This is a genomic window from Amycolatopsis sp. 2-15 (assembly GCF_030285625.1).
Taxonomy (GTDB): domain Bacteria; phylum Actinomycetota; class Actinomycetes; order Mycobacteriales; family Pseudonocardiaceae; genus Amycolatopsis; species Amycolatopsis carbonis.
In genome coordinates this window covers 1,673,968-1,691,661 of record NZ_CP127294.1, presented here as the reverse complement: position 1 = coordinate 1,691,661, position 17,694 = coordinate 1,673,968, and the positions used below count along the sequence as shown (strand labels likewise).

Sequence of the window (17,694 nt, the reverse complement as noted above, 5' to 3'; positions counted from 1 at the left end):
CGCTACGAAGCGCTGACTGCGGCTGTCTGCAGGGCGCCGGCCAGCCTGGCTTTCCCGAGCCGCCACGCGGGTTCGCCCGGGTGCCAGGCCGCGACCACCCCGTCGTCGAGCACGAGGTCGCCGTCGTCGGTCCAGTCCAGCGACGAGCGCTTGAGGTTGTCGGTGGAGAACGGCATCGACGGTGCCTGCTGCCAGGTCAGGTCCGTGAGGTCGAGCAGCCACACGTCGCGGGTCTGGATGTCGGAGCTGTGCCACGCGGGCGAACCGAAGTCGACGGCCGCGAAGTTGCCTTCCCGGCTCGGGACGACCAGGGGATTGCTCTGGACCACCGGCGGCTGGATCTTCTTGCGGCTCCCGTCGCCCAGGTCGACGACCGTCAGGTCGGTGAGGCCGCCGAGGATCAGCCGGTCGCCGATCGCGGCGAGGATGCTCGGGGCCTGCTGCACGGTGCGTCCGGTGTCGGGGTCGATGAGGACGTCGACGGTTTCGGCGGTGCCGTTGTTGACCGTGATCAGCAGGCCGTGGGAGGTCTCCTGCCGCAGGACCGTGGCGCAGCTCGCCGAGCTGCCGCCGCCCAGCGTCGAGCCGGCGAGCGACACGTGCTCGAGCCGGCAGCTGTCCGGGGCGTCCTGGCGGATGACCCACACGCTCTTGGCGTCGGCGCCCGGCGCGAGGCTCACCGCCTGGCCGAGCGGCGTGGCGACGCCCGCGTAGGCGTAGACGTCGAACGGCTGGCAGGTCTGCTGGCACCGGGGCGAGGTGAAGATCACCGGGGTGCGGCCGACGCGCTGCACGCCCACCAGCCGATCGCCGCCCGGCACGCCGGGCACCGGGCCGTTCGCGCCGGTGTCGGCGTCGAACAGGGTCGGCGGTGACGTGGCGAGCAGCAGCTGCACGCCGATCCCGCCGGTGGTGACCGACCCGGTGAGCCCGCTCGGCGGCGGCCCGGTCGGCCCGACGGGTTGCGGACGCTCGGTCGTCGGCGCGGGGGCCGGGGTGGGGATCCCGCCCGTACACGCGGCCAGCAGGAAGCTCGTCGCAACGAGGGCGACGCCGGCGCGATATACGGGTCTGTTCAGGGTTTTTCCCCGATCTGACGAGGGAAATACGGTTCTACCATCGTTTACATGGCCGAGGAAGAGACGACCGGCGCGGAGACCGCGACCGAGACGAAGCCGTTGACCGCGCGCGACATCCGGGTGTCGGACGACGAGCGCGAACACGTCGTCGCCGTGCTGCAGAAGGCGATCGGGCTGGGGATGCTCAACCTCGACGAGTTCACGGAGCGCACCGACAAGGCGCTTGCGTCGCGTACGCGCGGCGAGCTGAACGCCGTGCTCACCGACCTGCCGGGGCTGCTGCACCCGGGGGCCGCGCCCAGTCACCCGGCTTACCAGGCGCCGACCAGCACGTATGCGCCCGGTCAGCGGCTCGAGCTCAACGCGAAGTACTCGTCGCTGCAGCGCGGCGGCCCGTGGCTGGTGCCGCCGGCGATGGTCGTGCGCAACAAGTACGGCAGTACGAAGCTGGACTTCACCGAGGCCCAGGTGTCGACGCCGGTCGTCGAGATCGAGCTGGACTCCAAGTGGGGCTCGGTCGAGATCATCATCCCGCCGCAGGCCGCGGTGGACTACAACGCGATCACCGAGATCAAGTTCGGCTCGCTCGACGACAAGACCGGCAGCAACGGCCGCGCCGGCAGCCCGCGCTACGTCATCACGGGCCGCATCCATGGAGGCTCGCTGGTCATCCGCAACCCTCGGCGGGGCTTTTTCGGCTGACCAGTGATGCGGTGCCGGACCTGGTTTTCCATCCGTCGGCCGGGTCCGGCTCCGTCTTTTTAGCTCGCTGCCACGCGCGCCGCGACCGGATCGGCGCTGGCCAGCGCGTTGGTTGCTTTCGCCTCGGCCTCGGCCAGCGTGACCGCGGCCAGCGACGCGCCGACGGCCCGCACGGCCGCCGCGTTCATCGACAGGCTCGTGAGGCCAAGGCCCGCGAGCACCACGGCGAGCCGCGGGTCGGCCGCCGCTTCGCCGCAGACCCCGGCGGGCTTGCCGGTCGCCTTCGCCGCGTCGCCGATCAGCTTGAGCAGCCGCAGCAACGCGGGCTGCCACGGGTCGTTCAGCTTCGCGACGGCGCCGAGCTGGCGGTCGGCCGCGAACGTGTACTGGGCCAGGTCGTTCGTGCCCACCGAGACGAAGTCGACGACGTCCAGGATCTCCCGCGCGGACAGCGCGGCGGCCGGGATCTCGATCATCACCCCCGCGCGCTCGATGCCCGCCGCGCGCACCCGTTCGGCGAACCACGCGGCTTCCTCGGCCGTCGCGACCATCGGGGCCATCACGGAGACCAGCGCGCCCGAATCCTGGGCCGCCCCGGCGATGGCCTCGAGCTGGCGATCGAGCACTTCGGGCCGGTCGAACGCCACCCGCAGGCCACGCACGCCGAGCGCCGGGTTGGGCTCGTCGTCGGGGTTGAGGAAGGCGAGCGGCTTGTCGGCGCCGGCGTCGAGCGTCCGCACGATCACCGGCTTGCCGCGGAACGGCGCCAGCACCGCCGCATACGCCTTGCGCTGCTCGTCGACGGACGGCTCCGCCGGCGCGTCGAGGAAGCTGAACTCGGTGCGGAACAGGCCGACGCCCTCCGCTCCCGCGTCCGCGGCCGCCTGCGCGTCGGCGGGCGAGCCGACGTTGCCGTAGACCTTGACGACGTGCCCGTCGGCGGTCGCGCCCGCGCCGTTCCACTCCGCCGGCCCCTGCGCGACGGCGGTGACGATGGGCGCGTTTGGGTCGACTGGCTGGATGAGGCCCGTGTCGCCATCGACACTCAGCGCCTCCGCGTCGAGGTCGAGGATCCCCTTCACGGCCACCACCGCCGGAATCCCGAGGGCGCGAGCAAGAATCGCCGTGTGACTCGTCGGCCCGCCCTCCTCGGTGACCAGCGCGAGCACCTTCGCCGGATCCAGCCCGGCGGTGTCGGCGGGCGCCAGGTCCCGGGCGACCAGCACACTGGGCGAGGCCAGCTCCGGCACCCCGGGCGGCGCGACGCCGAGCAGCTCGGCCACCAGCCGGTCACGCACGTCACGCACGTCACGCACCCGCTCGGCCATGTAGCCCCCGGCAGCGGCCAACGCCTCGGCGAACCCCTCGGCGGCCTGGTAGACAGCGCGCGCCGCGGGCAGGTTCTGCGCCGTCACCAGCTGCCGTGCCTGCGTGGCCAGCGCGGGGTCGGCGGCCATCGCGGCCGTCGCGATGAGGATCGTGGAGGCCTCGCCGGTCGCACTCCCGGCCTGCGCCTCCAATCGCGCGGCGACCGCCTGCGCCGCGGGCTCGATCCGGGCGGCCTCAGCGGCCGCGTCGGCCGGCGCGGGCGTGCTCGCAGGCTCACCAAACGACTCGGCAACACGCACGACGGGACCGCTCGCGCGCCCCGGACTCACCGCGACACCGCTCAGGCTCACACCGGCGGCGGACTGGCTCTCAGACATGGTCTAGACCATAGCTCAGATGCCTGCGGATGGCTCGCGGCGTCGGCCACACCCGCCGACGCTCCTTGCTGTGTTGCACCCGCGCCACCTCCTACCTCGCTCCGATCCCGTGTGACGCTCGCCCTTCCCCGGCCCGCAACACAACCCCCACCCTCTCCGGGGGGCTGCCCCGACTCCATTTTACCGAGGTCAGGGGCCTGAAAACGGGCTGTGGGCAATCTGTGGACAACTCGGGATCAGCGGGACCCGCTGTGGACAACTCGGGGCGGGGCGGCGGACAGCGGCCGGATCGGAGGGGCGTCCAGATCTGCGGGACAGGGTGCGCGTCGAAGCGAGGACCGCGGGCCAGGTCCACAGGCGCTCGCCGGGCGCGCCGTCAGGATGCGAATCAACCCGAGGCGGCAACGAGTGGAGAGCACCGGCGCTAATCCATCGCCACCGAACAAGCCTCGCGCAACGGGGGAGGTTCCAGGAAACACGAGCGGCAAGGCGAGAGGCCCACCGAAGCAACCTGGGGATGGCCGCCGAGGACGAACCCGCCCCTCAGGTCAGTCCAGCGGGGAACGTAGACGGCGCCCTGGTCACCGCGAGGGCCCCCAAGGCCAACCGCGAGAGGCAAAAGCTCGCCCTCGCTTGAACGCGCCGCCGAGGAGACCATGGGCCTCAAGCCATCAGGTCATTCCAGCTCGTCCGACGACGGATACGACGGCTGAGCCCCGTGGCGGGTCACGCTGATCGCCGCGACCTTCACCGCGCGCCGCGCCGCGGTGACGAGTGCGGTGCCCTCGGACAGGGCGGCCGCGAGTGCTCCGGCGAAGGCGTCGCCGGCGCCGGTCGTGTCGACGGCCTCGACCGCCGGCGACGCGACCTCCGTGACCCCGTCGGCGTCCACCACCACGGCGCCCTTCGCGCCCAGCGTGACGACGGCGGCGCGTGGGCCCAGATCGAGCAGCTCGCGGGGGTCGGCGTCGTCCGAGCGGAGGAGGTAGGCGGCCTCGTGTTCGTTGACCAGCAGCACGTCCACCGCAGCCAAGGTCGAAGCGGACAACCGGGCGGCGGGTGAAAGGTTGAGCACCACCGTCACCCCTGCCGCAGCCGCGCGGCGGACGGCGTGCTCGACGGTCGGCAGCGGGACTTCCAGCGACAGCACCACCACAGCGGCCCCGGCGAGCGCCTCGGACGTGATGTCCGCGGGTGTCAGGGCGGAGTTGGCGCCAGGCGAGACCAGGATCGAGTTCTCGCCGTCGGGAGTGACGGTGATGTACGCGATGCCGGTCGGGCGATCGACGACGCGCAGAAACGTGGTCGAGACCCCCGCGCCCGCCAGGGAATCGCGCAGGAGGGCGCCGTAAGGGTCCGAACCCACGGCGCCCAGCAGAGCGACATCCGCACCCAGCCGCCCCGCCGCGACGGCCGTGTTCGCGCCCTTGCCGCCCGGCGACAGCACGGTGTCGCCGCCCAGGACGGTTTCGCCGCCGGCCGGGCGGCGGTCGACGGGGACGACGAGGTCGGCGTTGGCGGAACCCACCACCAGCACGGCTGCACACATGGTCGACACCTTGCCACGGGCGCGCTCGGGCGCAGGTCACCCACCGTCCGTGCGCAAAAGTGAAGGTTTTTGTAACTTATCCGGCGCCCAGTGCGACAATCAGGCGAGCAGCGGCTGCCCGTCACTCGATCGGGGGATCCATGTCCCCCAGGCGTCACTTCTGACACGGGTTCCGCTCTTGTGGAGCGTCACTGTCCTTGAGCCAGTGGCGTTGCCCCGACCGGAAGCGCACCGGAGAGGGCATCGGGTCGCCGGCGCCGATCACGTAGCCCCCCGAGTGATCGGCGTCGGCGGCGCCCCGACCAGTGCGGCCACGGTCCGCGCGGCCGGCATCGAAACCCCCGAAGCGAGCACGAAGTCGCCGCCGTCGCGCCGGGTCACGCGCAGGACGCCGCCCGCCTCGGCCGTCAGGGCCGAAATCTCGTCAAGCCGCACCACGACCCCGTTGTCGTACCGAGGAATCCACGCCACGCCCGCGCCGTCCACGGTGAACACGCCCCGCGTGCCGCGGTGCCGGGTCCAGACCAGCGCGGCAACGCACACCGCGACCGCGATCAGCCCGGGCACCGTGACCGGCAGCCACGTCCGCACGACGAGCACCGCCGCGAGCAACGCCACCGTGCCCCCGATCGCCGCCTGACGCGCGCCCGAAGCCTTGCTCGCCCGCACCGTCACGCTCTCGCCGGCCACCGGCTTCCGCTTCACCGCGGTCCACCGCACCACCGTCGCCGCCACGCGCTGCGGGCCGAACCCGCCGCGCCGGACCTCGAGAGACGGCCACCGCACCAGCCCCGGCCGCACCGTCTCGACCGCGGCCGCCAGCCGGTGGGCCTCGTCGGGTTCGAACAGCGTCGACAGGACGAAGCCGTGGGGACCGCGGCGGCTGAACCGCTTGACCAGGCGATCCTCGGCGGCCGAAGCCGGCGCCAGGTACACCTCGACCCGGTTGTGCTTCTCGACCAGCGCCACCGCGCTGACGTCGGCCCACGGCAGCACGAGCCGCGCCTCGCGAACGGGGAACCGCAGACCACTCGGCGCAACCTCGACGCTCAGGCGCTCCTTGCGCAGGCCACGCCGCCCGATGGGGATGCAGCCCAGCAGTACGAGCCCGACCAGGGCGATCACGGACCCGGCATACAGACCGGCGCGGCTCACCGTCATGAGCACGCCACCGAAGCCCGCGATCAGGAGCCCCGGAACCAGCAGCAGCAACGTCGCCAGCCGCACCTCGTCCGGCGGGGCGGGCGTGGGGTAGGTGACCGTGGTGATTTCGTCCATCTCGGACGAAGTGTGACAGAACGCGGTCGAGGTTTCCCTACCCCGTTCGGCGGACGACCGGATGTTTTCGCAGCTCAACGATCCCTAGCGTCGAACCCATGAAGATCTCGGACTGGAAACGAGTGCTCTACGCCCTCCTCGCCCTGCCCGCGTGTTTCGGCAGCAGACGTGCCCGGCAACTGCTCGCCGAACGGCTCCTCCACGTCCCGCCGCGCGAAGGGACCCCTCGTTACCTGGCCGCGGCCGGTGTGAGCGTGCCGGCCATCCCACTGGCGCTGCTCATCGGGTTCCTGGTGTGGCGGATCGTGACGTACGGCCTGTTCTGGGACCCCTCGACGGCCAATGAATCGTGGGGTGGGCCGTCGCTCGCCGGGGCGTGGATCGTGCACTTTTTCTGCGCGCTGGGCATGGCCGTGGTGGCCATGTGGGTGCTGCGTCCGCTCACCGATCTGCAGGCCCGGCTGCTCTCCGGCCGCGTTGTTGCGGGAACAACGGTGCCGACCACCTAGAATGTCCGGATGAGCAGCCCCACGCGAAGGGGCCGCGCGCGAGCGGCTACCGAGCAGGACATCCGCCGGACCGCCCGGAGACTGCTGGTCGAACAGGGTCCGGACGCCGTGACGCTCCGGGCGATCGCCCGGGAGCTGGGCATCACCGCGCCGGCCCTGTACCGCTACTACGAGTCGCGCGACGACCTCGTCGAGAACCTGCGCCTCGACGTGATCGCCGATCTCGCCGCCGAGCTGGCCGAGGACGTCGCCGTGCTCCCCGACGACGGCATGGCGCAGCTCTTCGCGATCTGCAAGGGCTTCCGCCGGTGGGCGCTCACGCACACCAAGGAGTTCACGCTGGTGTTCGCGTCGCCCACGGGCGGCGTCGGCACCACCGCGGGCAGCGCGCTGCACCGCCTCGACGAGCCGTTCGGCCGTGTCTTCCTCGCCGCCGCCGGCCAGGTCCTCGCCACGCACGACCTGGTGATGCCGCCGAACGACGTCGTCCCGCCCGAGCTGCGCGACGACCTCACCGCGTTCCAGAGCGAGCTGCTCGCCGTACTCGGCGAGTCGGGCCGCGCGATCGCGCCCGAGAAGCTGGACCTCGGGCTCACGTACCTGATGATCCAGTTCTGGGCGCGCCTCTACGGCCACGTGACGCTCGAGGTGTTCGGCAACTACCCGATCCCGGTGTCGAAGCCCGACATCCTCTTCGAGGCCATCCTCACCGACCTGGCCCGCGACGTGGGGCTGTACGCCGGTTAGGCCGCGTGCCCGCCGTCGACCGAGAAGGTCGCGGCGGTGAGGGTCGCCGACGCCGTGACGTACCTCGCCGGCCCGGCGAGCGCGTACTCCCCGTAGCGCCCCACGGAGGTGAGCGACTTCTGGTCGTCGGCGAACGGACCGTCGGCCGGGTTCATGTCGGTGTCGGTCGGCCCGGGGTGCACCAGGTTCACGGTGACCCCGCGCGGCGCGAGCGCCTTCGTCAACCCCGACCATCGCCGACTTGCTCATCGCGTAGAGCACCACGCCCGGCCCCGCCACGCGATCGCTGACGCAGCTGCCGATGGTGACCACGCGCCCACCGTCGCCGAGGTGCGCAGCCGGGCTGCCGCTTCACTCGCAGGCACACGATCGGCTTCGGTCCACGACGCCTGCGTGGTGGCCACGCCAGGCCCACCCACCGCCGTCGATCACCCGAAACTGCCGGAACTGCCGCAGATCACGCGGACATTTTCGGCGTTCGACGTGTGCCCCCGCCGCACGGACACGCCCCCACCCTCCTCGGGGGGCGTCCCCAGTCCAGTTTATCGGCCGGGTACGACAAACCCGGGAAAAGGAACGTGAGGAAGCCAAGCTGTCCACAACTCCGGTGCGGCTGTGGACAACGTCGGCGAGGGCGCGAGACGGCGATGTCAGATGACTGGACTCGACGCCGTGCACCCGAAGAACGGCGGGAGCGCGTAGGCCGGTCATCCCGCCGGCCGAGTGGTTCGGTTTCGCGCACGGCCGGACACGGGTTGTGACAAACTCACCTTTGGATCTTGAACGGGAGGGCCGGGGGTTGCTGCACGTCCAGGGGCTGGTGAAGGACTACGACGGGCGCCGGGTGGTGGAAGGCGTGTCGTTCGCGTTGCAACCCGGCACGGTCACCGCGTTCCTCGGCCCGAACGGCGCCGGGAAGTCGACGACGCTGCGCATGATCTGCGGCTTGACCCGCCCCACCGCGGGCACCGCGACGATCGCCGGACGGCGGTTCGCGGACTGGCCCAACCCGGGACACGTAGCGGGCGTGCTGCTCGACGCGGCTGCCGTGCACCCCGGCCGCACGGGCCGCCACCACCTCGTGAACGGCGCCAAGCTCATGCGGCTGCCCAGTTCACGCGCCGACCAGGTGCTCGCGCAGGTCGGGCTCAGCGACGCGGCGAACCGGCGCATCGGCAAGTACAGCCTCGGCATGCGCCAGCGCCTCGGGCTGGCGCACGCGCTGCTCGCCGACCCGCCTGTGCTCATCCTCGACGAGCCCATCAACGGCCTCGACCCCGAAGGAATCCGCTCCACCCGGCAGCTTCTGCGCGGCTACGCCCAACGCGGCGGCACCGTGCTGCTGTCCAGCCACGTACTGTCCGAAGTGGACCAGACGGCCGACCGCATCGTGATGATCGGCCACGGCCGCGTCGTCGCCGACGGTCCGCTCGCGAGCTTCGCCGGCCCTGCGCGGACGGTCGTGCGCACCAACGACGTCCCCAAACTCGGCGCCGCCCTGCAACGCGCGGGCCTCGACGTCCGCCAGACCGGGCCCGACGCGCTGTCGGTCGCCGCCCCGACGGAGCGCGTGTCGGACATCGCGTTCGCCGCGCAGGTGCGGGTGCTCGGGCTGGCCGAGGAACAGCAGAACCTGGAAGAACTCTTCTTCCGCCTCACGGGAGGTCCGCGATGATCCCGATGCAGACGCAGGTGCAGCAGCAGCCGGCGTGGGCCACCGGTGCCGCGAAGCGCGCTTCGTTCGGCACGGTGGTGAGTGTCGAGCTGCGGAAGTTCACCGCCACGCCGGCCGACAAGATCCTGCTGATCGCAGGACCCATCGCGCTGGTGCTGCTGTCGATCCTGTTCATGGTCGACCCGTTCAACCCGGTGACCCTGCGCAAGCAGCTGGGGACCGTGGTGACGACGGTGCGCCTCGCGGCGATCCTCGTGGACGTCGCGCTGGTCAAGCTGATCGCAAGCGAATGGCACTACCGCAGCGCCCAGCCGACTCTGCTCGCCCAGCCCTCGCGACTGCGGTACGCGCTGGCCCAGGGCACGATCGCCTTCCTCGCCTGGTTGCTCATCGCCGGGCTGCACATCCTGATGACCTACACCTACTTCGCCGGCGTGCTCGACGACCACGACGCCCAGAACCTGCTCGCGATCCGGGCCGGCACCACCATCGGGGTGTGCCTGGTCGGTTCGTTCCTGATGACCCTGCTGGCGGTGTCGATCGCCTGGCTGATCCCGAACACCGCGGGCGCCATCGCCACGTACTGCCTGATCTCGATCCTGTTCGTGATCGTGCAGGCCAACCAGGACTTCGCGGGCTGGGTCGATCCGATCGAGCCCGCACGGCAGCTGGGCGGGCTCTCTGCGCACGGGCCGATCGCGCTGGCGACGTCGCTGGTCCTCTGGCTCGGCGTCGCGGCGCTCGGGATCTTCCGTGCCGCACGGCGGGAAGCCGCCTAGCGCGCGAGGGAGCCGCCACCCGGGTCGACCACGGTGAGGTAGTCGCCGACGAGCTTCCGGACAGTCGGGCAGTACTGGTCGGCCCTCGCGCGCAGCGCGGCGACGGAGTCGTCCGAGCTCTGGCGGTACTGGTAGCCGAGACTCAGCGTGAACGGGAGAGGAGAACCGGTGTTCACCGTGATCTCGCAGCCGTTGGACCTGACCGTGCTGACCGCGTAGTAGCGATCGAGCACCACCTCACGGCGGAAGTGGTCGACCAAGCCGGATTCGCCCATCCACGTCTCGACCCAGGGGCTGTCGTGGCCCTCCTCCTGCTTCGGCTGCTGCAGCACGATCAAGCCCTTGTCGGCGATCGGCACGATGCAGCTGCGGGTCGACGAGTCGTTGACCGGCGGGTCGGTCGCGGCGAAGGTTCGCACGAGGTCGGGATGCTGTTCGAACTGCGCGCACGTGCCCGCGAAGAGGTTGGGCCGGGTGGTCTCCGTCGGCAGCTGGTCGTAGGCGACCGACTCGGCGGGCAGCGCCGGGGCCGGCTTGCCCGGGGCGGGAGCGGGCGCGACGGCGCACCCGGCGAGGGTCAGCGCCAGGAGCGGCAGAACGGTGAGCGATCGACTACGCACGGCGAGCACGTTACCGGCCCGGGTACGAGACCCGGGCCGGAACGCACCGATTCACAGCACGATGTTGACCAACCGCCCCGGCACCACGATCACCTTGCGCGGCGTCTTGCCGCCCACCAGCGCGGCCACCTTCTCCTCCGCCAGAGCCGCCGCCTGCACGGCTTCGGAAGACGCGTCCGCCGCGACGGTGACGCGGGCGCGGACCTTGCCGTTGACCTGGATCGGGTACTCCACCGAGTCCTCGACCAGGTACTGCTCGTCGACGACCGGGAATGGGCCGTGGACGAGGGAGTCGACGTGGCCCATGCGGTGCCACAGCTCCTCGGCGACGTGGGGCGCCAGCGGGGCCAGCAGCAGCACCAGCGGCTCCGCCACCTCGCGCGGCGTGCCCGCGGCCGAGCCGTACACCTTGGTCAGGTGGTTGTTCAGCTCGATCAGCTTCGCGCCGGCGGTGTTGAAGCGCATCTCCGCGTAGTCCTCGCGGACGCCGGCGATGGTGCGGTGCAGCAGCTTGCGGTCGGCCTCCGACGGGTCGTCGGCAGTCACGCGCAGCTCACCGGTCTCCTCGTCGACCAGGAGGCGCCACAGGCGCTGCAGGAAGCGGTGCGCGCCGACGACGTCCTTGGTCGCCCAGGGGCGGGACATGTCCAGCGGGCCCATGGACATCTCGTACATGCGGAAGGTGTCGGCGCCGTAGGTGTCCGACATCTCGTCGGGCGTGACGGCGTTCTTCAGGCTCTTGCCCATCTTCCCGTACTCCTGGGCGACCTCCTCGTCACCCAGGAAGAACTTGCCGTCGCGCTCCACGACCTCGTCGGCCGGCACGTGGACGCCGCGCTTGTCCGTGTACGCGTACGCCTCGATGTAGCCCTGGTTGAACAGGCGGCGGTACGGCTCCTTCGACGACACGTGGCCCAGGTCGAACAGCACCTTGTGCCAGAAGCGCGAGTACAGCAGGTGCAGCACCGCGTGCTCGACGCCACCGACGTACAGGTCGACGCCGCCCGGGTCGTCGACGCCGTGCTCGGCCGGGCGCGGGCCCATCCAGTAGGCCTCGTTCTCCGGCGCGCAGAACACGTCAGGGCTGTCCGGGTCGACGTAGCGCAGCTGGTACCAGCACGAACCCGCCCACTGCGGCATCACGTTGGTGTCGCGGCGGTACTTCTTCGGCCCGTCGCCCAGGTCCAGGGTGACCTCGACCCAGTCGGTCGCGCGCGACAGCGGCGGCGACGGCTCGGAGTCGGCGTCGTCCGGGTCGAAGGTCTTCGGCGAGTAGTCGTCGACCTCCGGCAGAACCACGGGCAGCTGGTCCTCGGGCAGCGCGATCGGCAGCCCGCTCTCGTCGTAGACGATCGGGAACGGCTCACCCCAGTAGCGCTGGCGGGCGAACAGCCAGTCGCGCAGCTTGTACTGCACGGTGCCTTCGCCGTGGCCGTTTTCCTCCAGCCACGCGATGATCGTCTTCTTCGCGTCGGCCACGCCCATGCCGTCCAGCGAGACGGTGTCGTTGGCCGAGTTGATCGCCGCGCCCTCGCCGGTGAACGCCTCCCCCTCGAAGCCCTCGCCCGGGTCGACGGTGCGGACGATCTCCAGCTCGAACTTCTTGGCGAAGTCGTAGTCGCGCTGGTCCTGCGCCGGGACGGCCATGATCGCGCCGGTGCCGTAGCCCATCAGCACGTAGTCGCCGATGAAAACCGGGATTTCCTTGCCGTTGACCGGGTTCACCGCAAACGCGCCGGTGAAGACGCCGGTCTTCTCCTTGTTCTCCTGCCGGTCCAGATCGGACTTGCGCGACGTGGCCAGCCGGTACTCCGCGACGGCGTCGGCCGGGGTCTTCGCGCCGCCGGTCCACACCTGCGGGTGCTCGCCGGGCCACTCGGCCGGCGTCAGCTTGTCGACCAGCGGGTGCTCGGGCGCCAGCACCATGTAGGTGGCGCCGAACAGCGTGTCGGGGCGGGTGGTGAAGACCTCGATCTTCTCGTCCCCGGAAACAAAGGCGACCCGCGCGCCCTGCGAGCGTCCGACCCAGTTGCGCTGCATGGACTTGACCTTCTCGGGCCAGTCCAGCAGGTCCAGGTCGTCGACCAGGCGATCGGAGTACGCGGTGATCCGCATCATCCACTGGCGCAGGTTCTTGCGGAACACGGGGAAGTTGCCCCGGTCGCTGCGCCCGTCGGCGGTCACCTCTTCGTTGGCGACGACCGTGCCCAGGCCGGGCGCCCAGTTCACCGGCGCCTCGGAGATGTAGACCAGGCGGTGGTCGTCGATGACCTTACGGCGCTCGACGTCGCTCAGCTCGCTCCACGCGCGCCCGTCGGGCGTCGGGCGCTCACCGGAGGCGTAGGCCTTCTCCAGCAGCTCGATCGGTCGCGCCTTCTGCGCTTCCTCGTCGTAGTAGGAGTTGAAGATCTGCAGGAAGATCCACTGGGTCCACTTGTAGTAGTCCGGGTCGATCGTCTCGATCGAGCGGCGCTCGTCGTGGCCCAGGCCCAGGCGCTTCAGCTGGCTGCGCATCGTGGCGATGTTCGCCTCGGTGGTCGTGCGCGGGTGCGTGCCGGTCTGAACCGCGTACTGCTCGGCCGGCAGGCCGAACGCGTCATACCCCAGCGTGTGCAGCACGTTGCGGCCGATCATGCGGTGGTAGCGCGCGTACACGTCCGTGCCGATGTAGCCCAGCGGGTGCCCGACGTGCAGACCCGAGCCGGACGGGTACGGGAACATGTCCTGCACGAACAGCTTGTCCGACGGCACCGGCTCGCCCTCGACCGCCAGCGCGCCCGTCGGGTTCGGCGCGTGGTAGGTGCCGTGGTCGGACCAGTAGTCCTGCCAGCGGCGCTCGATCTGCCCCGCGAGCTCCGCGGTGTAGCGGTGCGGCGGGGTGTTCTCGGCGCCGGGAGCGCCGTCACCCGTGGTCGGGGTGGGCGCCGTGGACTCTGTCATCGCCGTCTTCCTCCGTGATCGGACCACTCCAGAAACAACTCGACCCCTCAAGCCCGAAGGCATGAGGGGTCGCCGCGCCGGCCGGGCCAAGGGTTGGCCGAGTCAGCGCGGCAGGCCAAGGAGCAGCCGAGCCGTGTTCATGAGCTCATGTTACCAATCCGGCCAAAAGTAGGCGGACACCGACCGGACGTGACCTCGTCAGTCCGCGGTTTCCGCCGCGACTGTGGTCGGATTGGTAACGAACAGCACAGTACGTGGTGGTCAAAGCCGTTCCGATGGGACCGCCAAAGCGATGACCTGCGTCACCTGGGTCGCGGAGAAGTTATTGTCGCTCACGAAGACCAGGCTGCGTTCGCCGTTGGGCAGCGTCGGACCCCAGGTCATGCCCTCGACGTTGTCCACAGCCGGCAGACCGAAGTCCGACAGGTCCGCGATGAGCTTCTTCTTCACCGGCTTGATCCCCTTCGCGCCGGCGAGCGAGGGCACGTGCAGCACGTTCGTCGCGCCCGTCGTGTCGATCTCGTACACCCGCACCTTGTTGCCGACGCCGGTGACGAACGAGCGCTCCATCATCAGGAACTTCGTCGGGTCGAGCTGGTTCACGGCGAGCATCGAGGACACGCCGGTGTCGGCGAACGCGTCGGCCGGCACCGGGGTCGCGAACAGCTTCTCCTGCGGGTAGGCGTACTGCGCCAGCACCGGACCGGTGCGAGCCTGCAGGGTGACCCGCGAAAGCGCGCCGGACGTCGGGGTCGGCGGCGGGCCGTCCTGCAGCAGCGGCGCCTCGACCTCGCTGGCCAGCAGCGCGCCGAAGCCGGTGTAGGCGAGGCCTTCGAGCACGTAGTTGCGACGCGGGCCGGCGTCGACGGTCATCTTCTCGTCGGCCGGCAGCGGCAGGTCACGAACGTAGCGGCCGTCGCGAGTCGCCTCCCGGATGGAGGGCTGGATGAGCGAGTCCGCCAGCCGGTCGCCCTCCTGCGACCAGGTGTACCCGCCGGTCCACGGGTCCACGCGCAGCTCTTCGGGATCGATCGTCTGCTCGTTCTGCGGCGCCGCCGGGTCGTTCTGCGCGAGCGGCGGGTACGGCGTGCCGTCGGGACGCAGCAGCGGCTTCGTCCCCGTGAAGGTCACCGGGCCGAGGTGGTGGGCGTCGAGGGAGAACTTCGCCGTGTAGAAGCGGGCGGGGTTGATCGCGGAGCGGTCGTCGCAGATGAACGCGTAACCGCCGGTGCGCGGGTCGAAGTCGATCGACGACAGGCCGCCGACGGTGGTGCCCTGGAACTGGATGGCGTGGGGCACGATCTGCTCGCCGATGAGGCGAACTGGGCGAGCGTGACTCTCCGCGGCGTTCGCCGCCGGAGCGGCGAGCAGGGAAAGGGGCAGTGCCCCGATCAGGGCAGCGGTGAGCGCGCGGCGTCGCTGGGACGAAGACATGGCGTGTAGCACAACGGACGAGGGTATCCACCACGTTGCCGGAAGGTCACGCTTATCCTCAGGGGGTGTTCGCTATCGCGCTCGTCCCGATCGTGCTGGGTCTCGTCGTCGGCTGGGGTGGCTTCCTCGGCTTCCGCGAACGGCTGACCCGCGAAAGCGGTACCGGTGTCCGCACGGCGGCTTCGCTGCGCAGTGACGCCGCCTTCAAACTGGCCAACCGGGTCGCGAGCGTGCCGACGCTCGCGGGCGGCGCCGTCGGCGTGGTCGCCGGGCTGGCGGGTATCGCCACTGGCACCACGGCCGGGATCATCGCCGCGGCTTTTGTTGGTGTGCTGGGCATGCTGGTGCTGGTCATGGGCGGCGGGGTGCTCGGCGCCCGCGCCGCGCTGACCGTGCCCGCCCCGGCTCCGGCCGCCCCCGCGGGCTGCGCCGGCTGCGCGTGCGGCTCGGGTGGCTGTGGCGTGTTCCAGAAGGCCGACAGCTAGTTGCGCTGCAGGTCACCCGGGTGGGTGGCCAGCAACGCGATCGGCACGCCCTGGCGGCGCAGCACCTGACCCCAGAGGTCACGGTTGGGCGAGGCCAGGATGTCGCTCGGCAACGCGGGCACGATGACCCAGTCGTCGCGCTCGATCTCGCCCGCCAGCTGGCCGGAGTCCCAGCCCGCGTAGCCGGCGAAGACGCGTACGCCGCGCACCTTCGGCACGAGCGCTTCCGGATCCGTGTCGAGGTCCACGAGCGCCACCGGCCCGCGCACGGCGATCACGCCGGGCACACTCGCCGCCGTCTCGCCCGTGCGCAGCGCGGCCAGGCACAGAGCCGTTTTCTTCTCCACCGGACCGCCGACGAACACCGACTGCGGCTCCGCCACGTGGCCGCCCCAGTTGGGCAGCACATCGTGCACGGGGACATCGCTCGGGCGGTTCAGGACCACGCCGAGCGTGCCCTCGTCGCGGTGATCGATGACGAACACCACGGTCCGCTTGAAGTTCGGGTCGAACATCGTGGGGGCGGCGACCAGGAGCGTTCCCGGTTCAACCTCGGCGTCCGCTGGCACGCCGCCAATCCTCCCACTTCCCGCCGCGAGAATTTCCGTCGGCACGGGAACACCAACCACTCGTGCCCCGTTGGGAACAGTAGGCCGGCGCACTCCGTGTCCCCCGGGCTCACTGAAGAACAGCCTTTGTGGAATACCAGTTCGGCTGGAGCCACACTGCGCCAAGCCGCCGAGAGGCGACCAAGTGCGCCGGCCCCCAACCTCCCTCAGCCGTGCCACGTCCGCGGCCGCAGCGGCAGACCCGACGTGCCCTCGTCCGGCGTCCGCACCGCCAGGACCTGGTTCACCCCGATGGTGTTGCTCTCGAACGCGAGCGCCGAAGCCGCCATGTACAGCCGCCAGACGCGGGCGCGACCGGCGCCGGCGAGCCCCGCGGCCCGGTCCCAGTCGGCTTCGAGGTTGGCGACCCAGCGGCGCAGGGTCAGCGCGTAGTGCTCGCGCAGCGCTTCGACATCGCGCACCTCGAACCCGGCGCGCTCCAGCTGCGTCACGGTCGTCCCGACGGGAGCTAGCTCGCCGTCGGGGAAGACATAGGCGTCGATGAACCCGTCGAGCTGGTACTCGGACTCGTCCTCGCGCGGCCGGCGGCCGATCTGGTGGTTGAGCAGCTTGCCGCCGGGGCGAAGCAGGGCATACAGATCGCGGGCGTACTCCAGGTAGCTCTCGGCGCCGACGTGCTCGGCCATGCCGATGGACGAGATCGCGTCGTAGGGACCGTCGGAGACGTCGCGGTAGTCCTGCACGCGGATCTCCACGCGGTCGGTCAGCCCCGCCTCCGCCACGCGCTTGCGGGCGTAGGTGGCCTGCTCTTCCGAGAGCGTCACGCCGACGACGCGCACCCCGTGCTCGCGCGCCGCGTGCAGCGCCATCGAGCCCCAGCCGCAGCCGACGTCGAGCAGCCGCTGGCCTTCCTGCAGACCGAGCTTGGCGCAGACGAGCTCGAGCTTGTCGCGCTGGGCCGTTTCCAAGGTGCTGCTTTCGGACCAGTACGCGCACGAGTAGACCATCGACGGGCCGAGGACGAGCTCGTAGAAGTCGTTGCCCACGTCGTAGTGGTGGCTGATCGCCCGCTTGTCACTGCGCCGCGTGTGCAGGTGGCGGGGCCGGCGCACCTCCTCGGGCGGCCGCGGCGGCGGCAACGGCGGTCCGGCGAGCTTCAGCAGCTCACCGATGGCGGCGCGCACCTCCGGGTCGCGCAGCGCGCTGAGGACACCGCCATTCTCCGCCTCGTCGCGCTCCCAGATCAGCCCCGAAATGGCTCCGAGCGCGGTGTAGAGATCCCCTTCGAGGCCGAGGTCACCGGACACCCAGGCGCGGCCCAGGCCCAGCTCACCCGGTTTGAACAGCAGGCGGCGCAGGGCGCGGCGGTTGCGCACCACGAGCACGGGCGCACCCTCCGGGCCGGCCTGGGAACCGTCCCACGCTCGGATCTGCAGCGGGAGCTCTGCTCCGAGCAGCTTCTCGGCGGCACCCACCAGCCGCGACGCGGCGCCGGTCATGGCCACACCCCTTTCTCGGAGACGACAGTCGGACGTCTGTCCTCTGGATAAAACGCTTTCATGCCGCTTCGCACTCCGCCAGAGGCGTCACAGCTCAGTAAAATGCCCGCTGTTCACTGGGCG

Annotated in this window: 16 protein-coding genes; 6 read left to right on the top strand and 10 right to left on the bottom strand. The window is 70.9% G+C overall.

Annotated elements, in window-relative coordinates:
* Window positions 1-2 precede the first annotated feature (2 nt).
* Window positions 3-896, bottom strand: coding sequence for a hypothetical protein (locus QRX50_RS08370; RefSeq protein WP_285971384.1), 894 nt, complete (start codon window positions 894-896; stop codon window positions 3-5).
* Between the two features lie 231 nt (window positions 897-1,127).
* On the opposite strand from QRX50_RS08370, the gene QRX50_RS08365 reads away from it, so the two are divergent.
* Entirely contained in the window at window positions 1,128-1,781 is a 654-nt protein-coding gene (locus QRX50_RS08365; RefSeq protein ID WP_285971383.1) for a DUF1707 SHOCT-like domain-containing protein, read from the top strand.
* A gap of 59 nt (window positions 1,782-1,840) precedes the next feature.
* On the opposite strand, the gene ptsP is transcribed toward QRX50_RS08365, so the two are convergent.
* From ptsP to QRX50_RS08350, 3 genes are all read right to left on the bottom strand, one after another.
* Entirely contained in the window at window positions 1,841-3,487 is a 1,647-nt protein-coding gene (gene ptsP, locus QRX50_RS08360; RefSeq protein ID WP_285971382.1) for a phosphoenolpyruvate--protein phosphotransferase, read from the bottom strand.
* Between the two features lie 676 nt (window positions 3,488-4,163).
* The gene (locus tag QRX50_RS08355) at window positions 4,164-5,036 is read right to left on the bottom strand and encodes a ribokinase (RefSeq protein ID WP_285971381.1); all 873 of its coding nucleotides are present in this window, start codon (window positions 5,034-5,036) and stop codon (window positions 4,164-4,166) included.
* A gap of 261 nt (window positions 5,037-5,297) precedes the next feature.
* Window positions 5,298-6,314 (bottom strand): hypothetical protein, encoded by a 1,017-nt coding sequence (locus QRX50_RS08350; RefSeq protein WP_285971380.1) that lies wholly within the window; start codon window positions 6,312-6,314, stop codon window positions 5,298-5,300.
* A gap of 98 nt (window positions 6,315-6,412) precedes the next feature.
* Between QRX50_RS08350 and QRX50_RS08345 the strand changes: the two genes are divergently transcribed.
* Both QRX50_RS08345 and QRX50_RS08340 read left to right on the top strand, forming a co-directional pair.
* The gene (locus tag QRX50_RS08345; protein ID WP_285971379.1) at window positions 6,413-6,823 is read left to right on the top strand and encodes a hypothetical protein; all 411 of its coding nucleotides are present in this window, start codon (window positions 6,413-6,415) and stop codon (window positions 6,821-6,823) included.
* A gap of 9 nt (window positions 6,824-6,832) precedes the next feature.
* Complete coding sequence (locus QRX50_RS08340; RefSeq protein WP_285971378.1) at window positions 6,833-7,570, top strand: TetR/AcrR family transcriptional regulator; 738 nt, start codon at window positions 6,833-6,835, stop codon at window positions 7,568-7,570.
* On the opposite strand, the gene QRX50_RS08335 is transcribed toward QRX50_RS08340, so the two are convergent.
* Entirely contained in the window at window positions 7,567-7,794 is a 228-nt protein-coding gene (locus QRX50_RS08335; RefSeq protein ID WP_285971377.1) for a hypothetical protein, read from the bottom strand. The genes QRX50_RS08340 and QRX50_RS08335 overlap by 4 nt on opposite strands.
* A 548-nt stretch (window positions 7,795-8,342) precedes the next feature.
* On the opposite strand from QRX50_RS08335, the gene QRX50_RS08330 reads away from it, so the two are divergent.
* Complete coding sequence (locus QRX50_RS08330) at window positions 8,343-9,245, top strand: ATP-binding cassette domain-containing protein (protein WP_285971376.1); 903 nt, start codon at window positions 8,343-8,345, stop codon at window positions 9,243-9,245.
* On the top strand, window positions 9,242-10,024 hold the full coding sequence (locus tag QRX50_RS08325; RefSeq protein ID WP_285971375.1) for a hypothetical protein: 783 nt from the start codon (window positions 9,242-9,244) through the stop codon (window positions 10,022-10,024). Before QRX50_RS08330 ends, QRX50_RS08325 begins: the two co-directional genes overlap by 4 nt.
* Here QRX50_RS08325 and QRX50_RS08320 read toward each other — a convergent pair.
* From QRX50_RS08320 to QRX50_RS08310, 3 genes are all read right to left on the bottom strand, one after another.
* Window positions 10,021-10,644 (bottom strand): hypothetical protein, encoded by a 624-nt coding sequence (locus tag QRX50_RS08320; RefSeq protein ID WP_285971374.1) that lies wholly within the window; start codon window positions 10,642-10,644, stop codon window positions 10,021-10,023. The two genes, QRX50_RS08325 and QRX50_RS08320, sit on opposite strands and share 4 nt — an antisense overlap.
* 51 nt (window positions 10,645-10,695) lie before the next feature.
* On the bottom strand, window positions 10,696-13,584 hold the full coding sequence (gene leuS, locus QRX50_RS08315) for a leucine--tRNA ligase (RefSeq protein WP_285971373.1): 2,889 nt from the start codon (window positions 13,582-13,584) through the stop codon (window positions 10,696-10,698).
* 261 nt (window positions 13,585-13,845) lie between these two features.
* The gene (locus tag QRX50_RS08310) at window positions 13,846-15,018 is read right to left on the bottom strand and encodes an esterase-like activity of phytase family protein (RefSeq protein WP_285971372.1); all 1,173 of its coding nucleotides are present in this window, start codon (window positions 15,016-15,018) and stop codon (window positions 13,846-13,848) included.
* Window positions 15,019-15,083: 65 nt separating this feature from the next.
* Here QRX50_RS08310 and QRX50_RS08305 point away from each other — a divergent pair, with 65 nt between their 5' ends.
* Window positions 15,084-15,503, top strand: coding sequence for an SdpI family protein (locus tag QRX50_RS08305; protein ID WP_285971371.1), 420 nt, complete (start codon window positions 15,084-15,086; stop codon window positions 15,501-15,503).
* Here QRX50_RS08305 and QRX50_RS08300 read toward each other — a convergent pair.
* Together QRX50_RS08300 and QRX50_RS08295 are read right to left on the bottom strand one after the other, a co-directional pair.
* Complete coding sequence (locus QRX50_RS08300; RefSeq protein ID WP_285974395.1) at window positions 15,500-16,081, bottom strand: YqgE/AlgH family protein; 582 nt, start codon at window positions 16,079-16,081, stop codon at window positions 15,500-15,502. The genes QRX50_RS08305 and QRX50_RS08300 overlap by 4 nt on opposite strands.
* A gap of 197 nt (window positions 16,082-16,278) precedes the next feature.
* Window positions 16,279-17,571: an SAM-dependent methyltransferase gene (locus QRX50_RS08295; RefSeq protein ID WP_285971370.1), complete on the bottom strand. Its 1,293-nt coding sequence runs from the start codon at window positions 17,569-17,571 to the stop codon at window positions 16,279-16,281.
* Window positions 17,572-17,694: the final 123 nt, after the last annotated feature.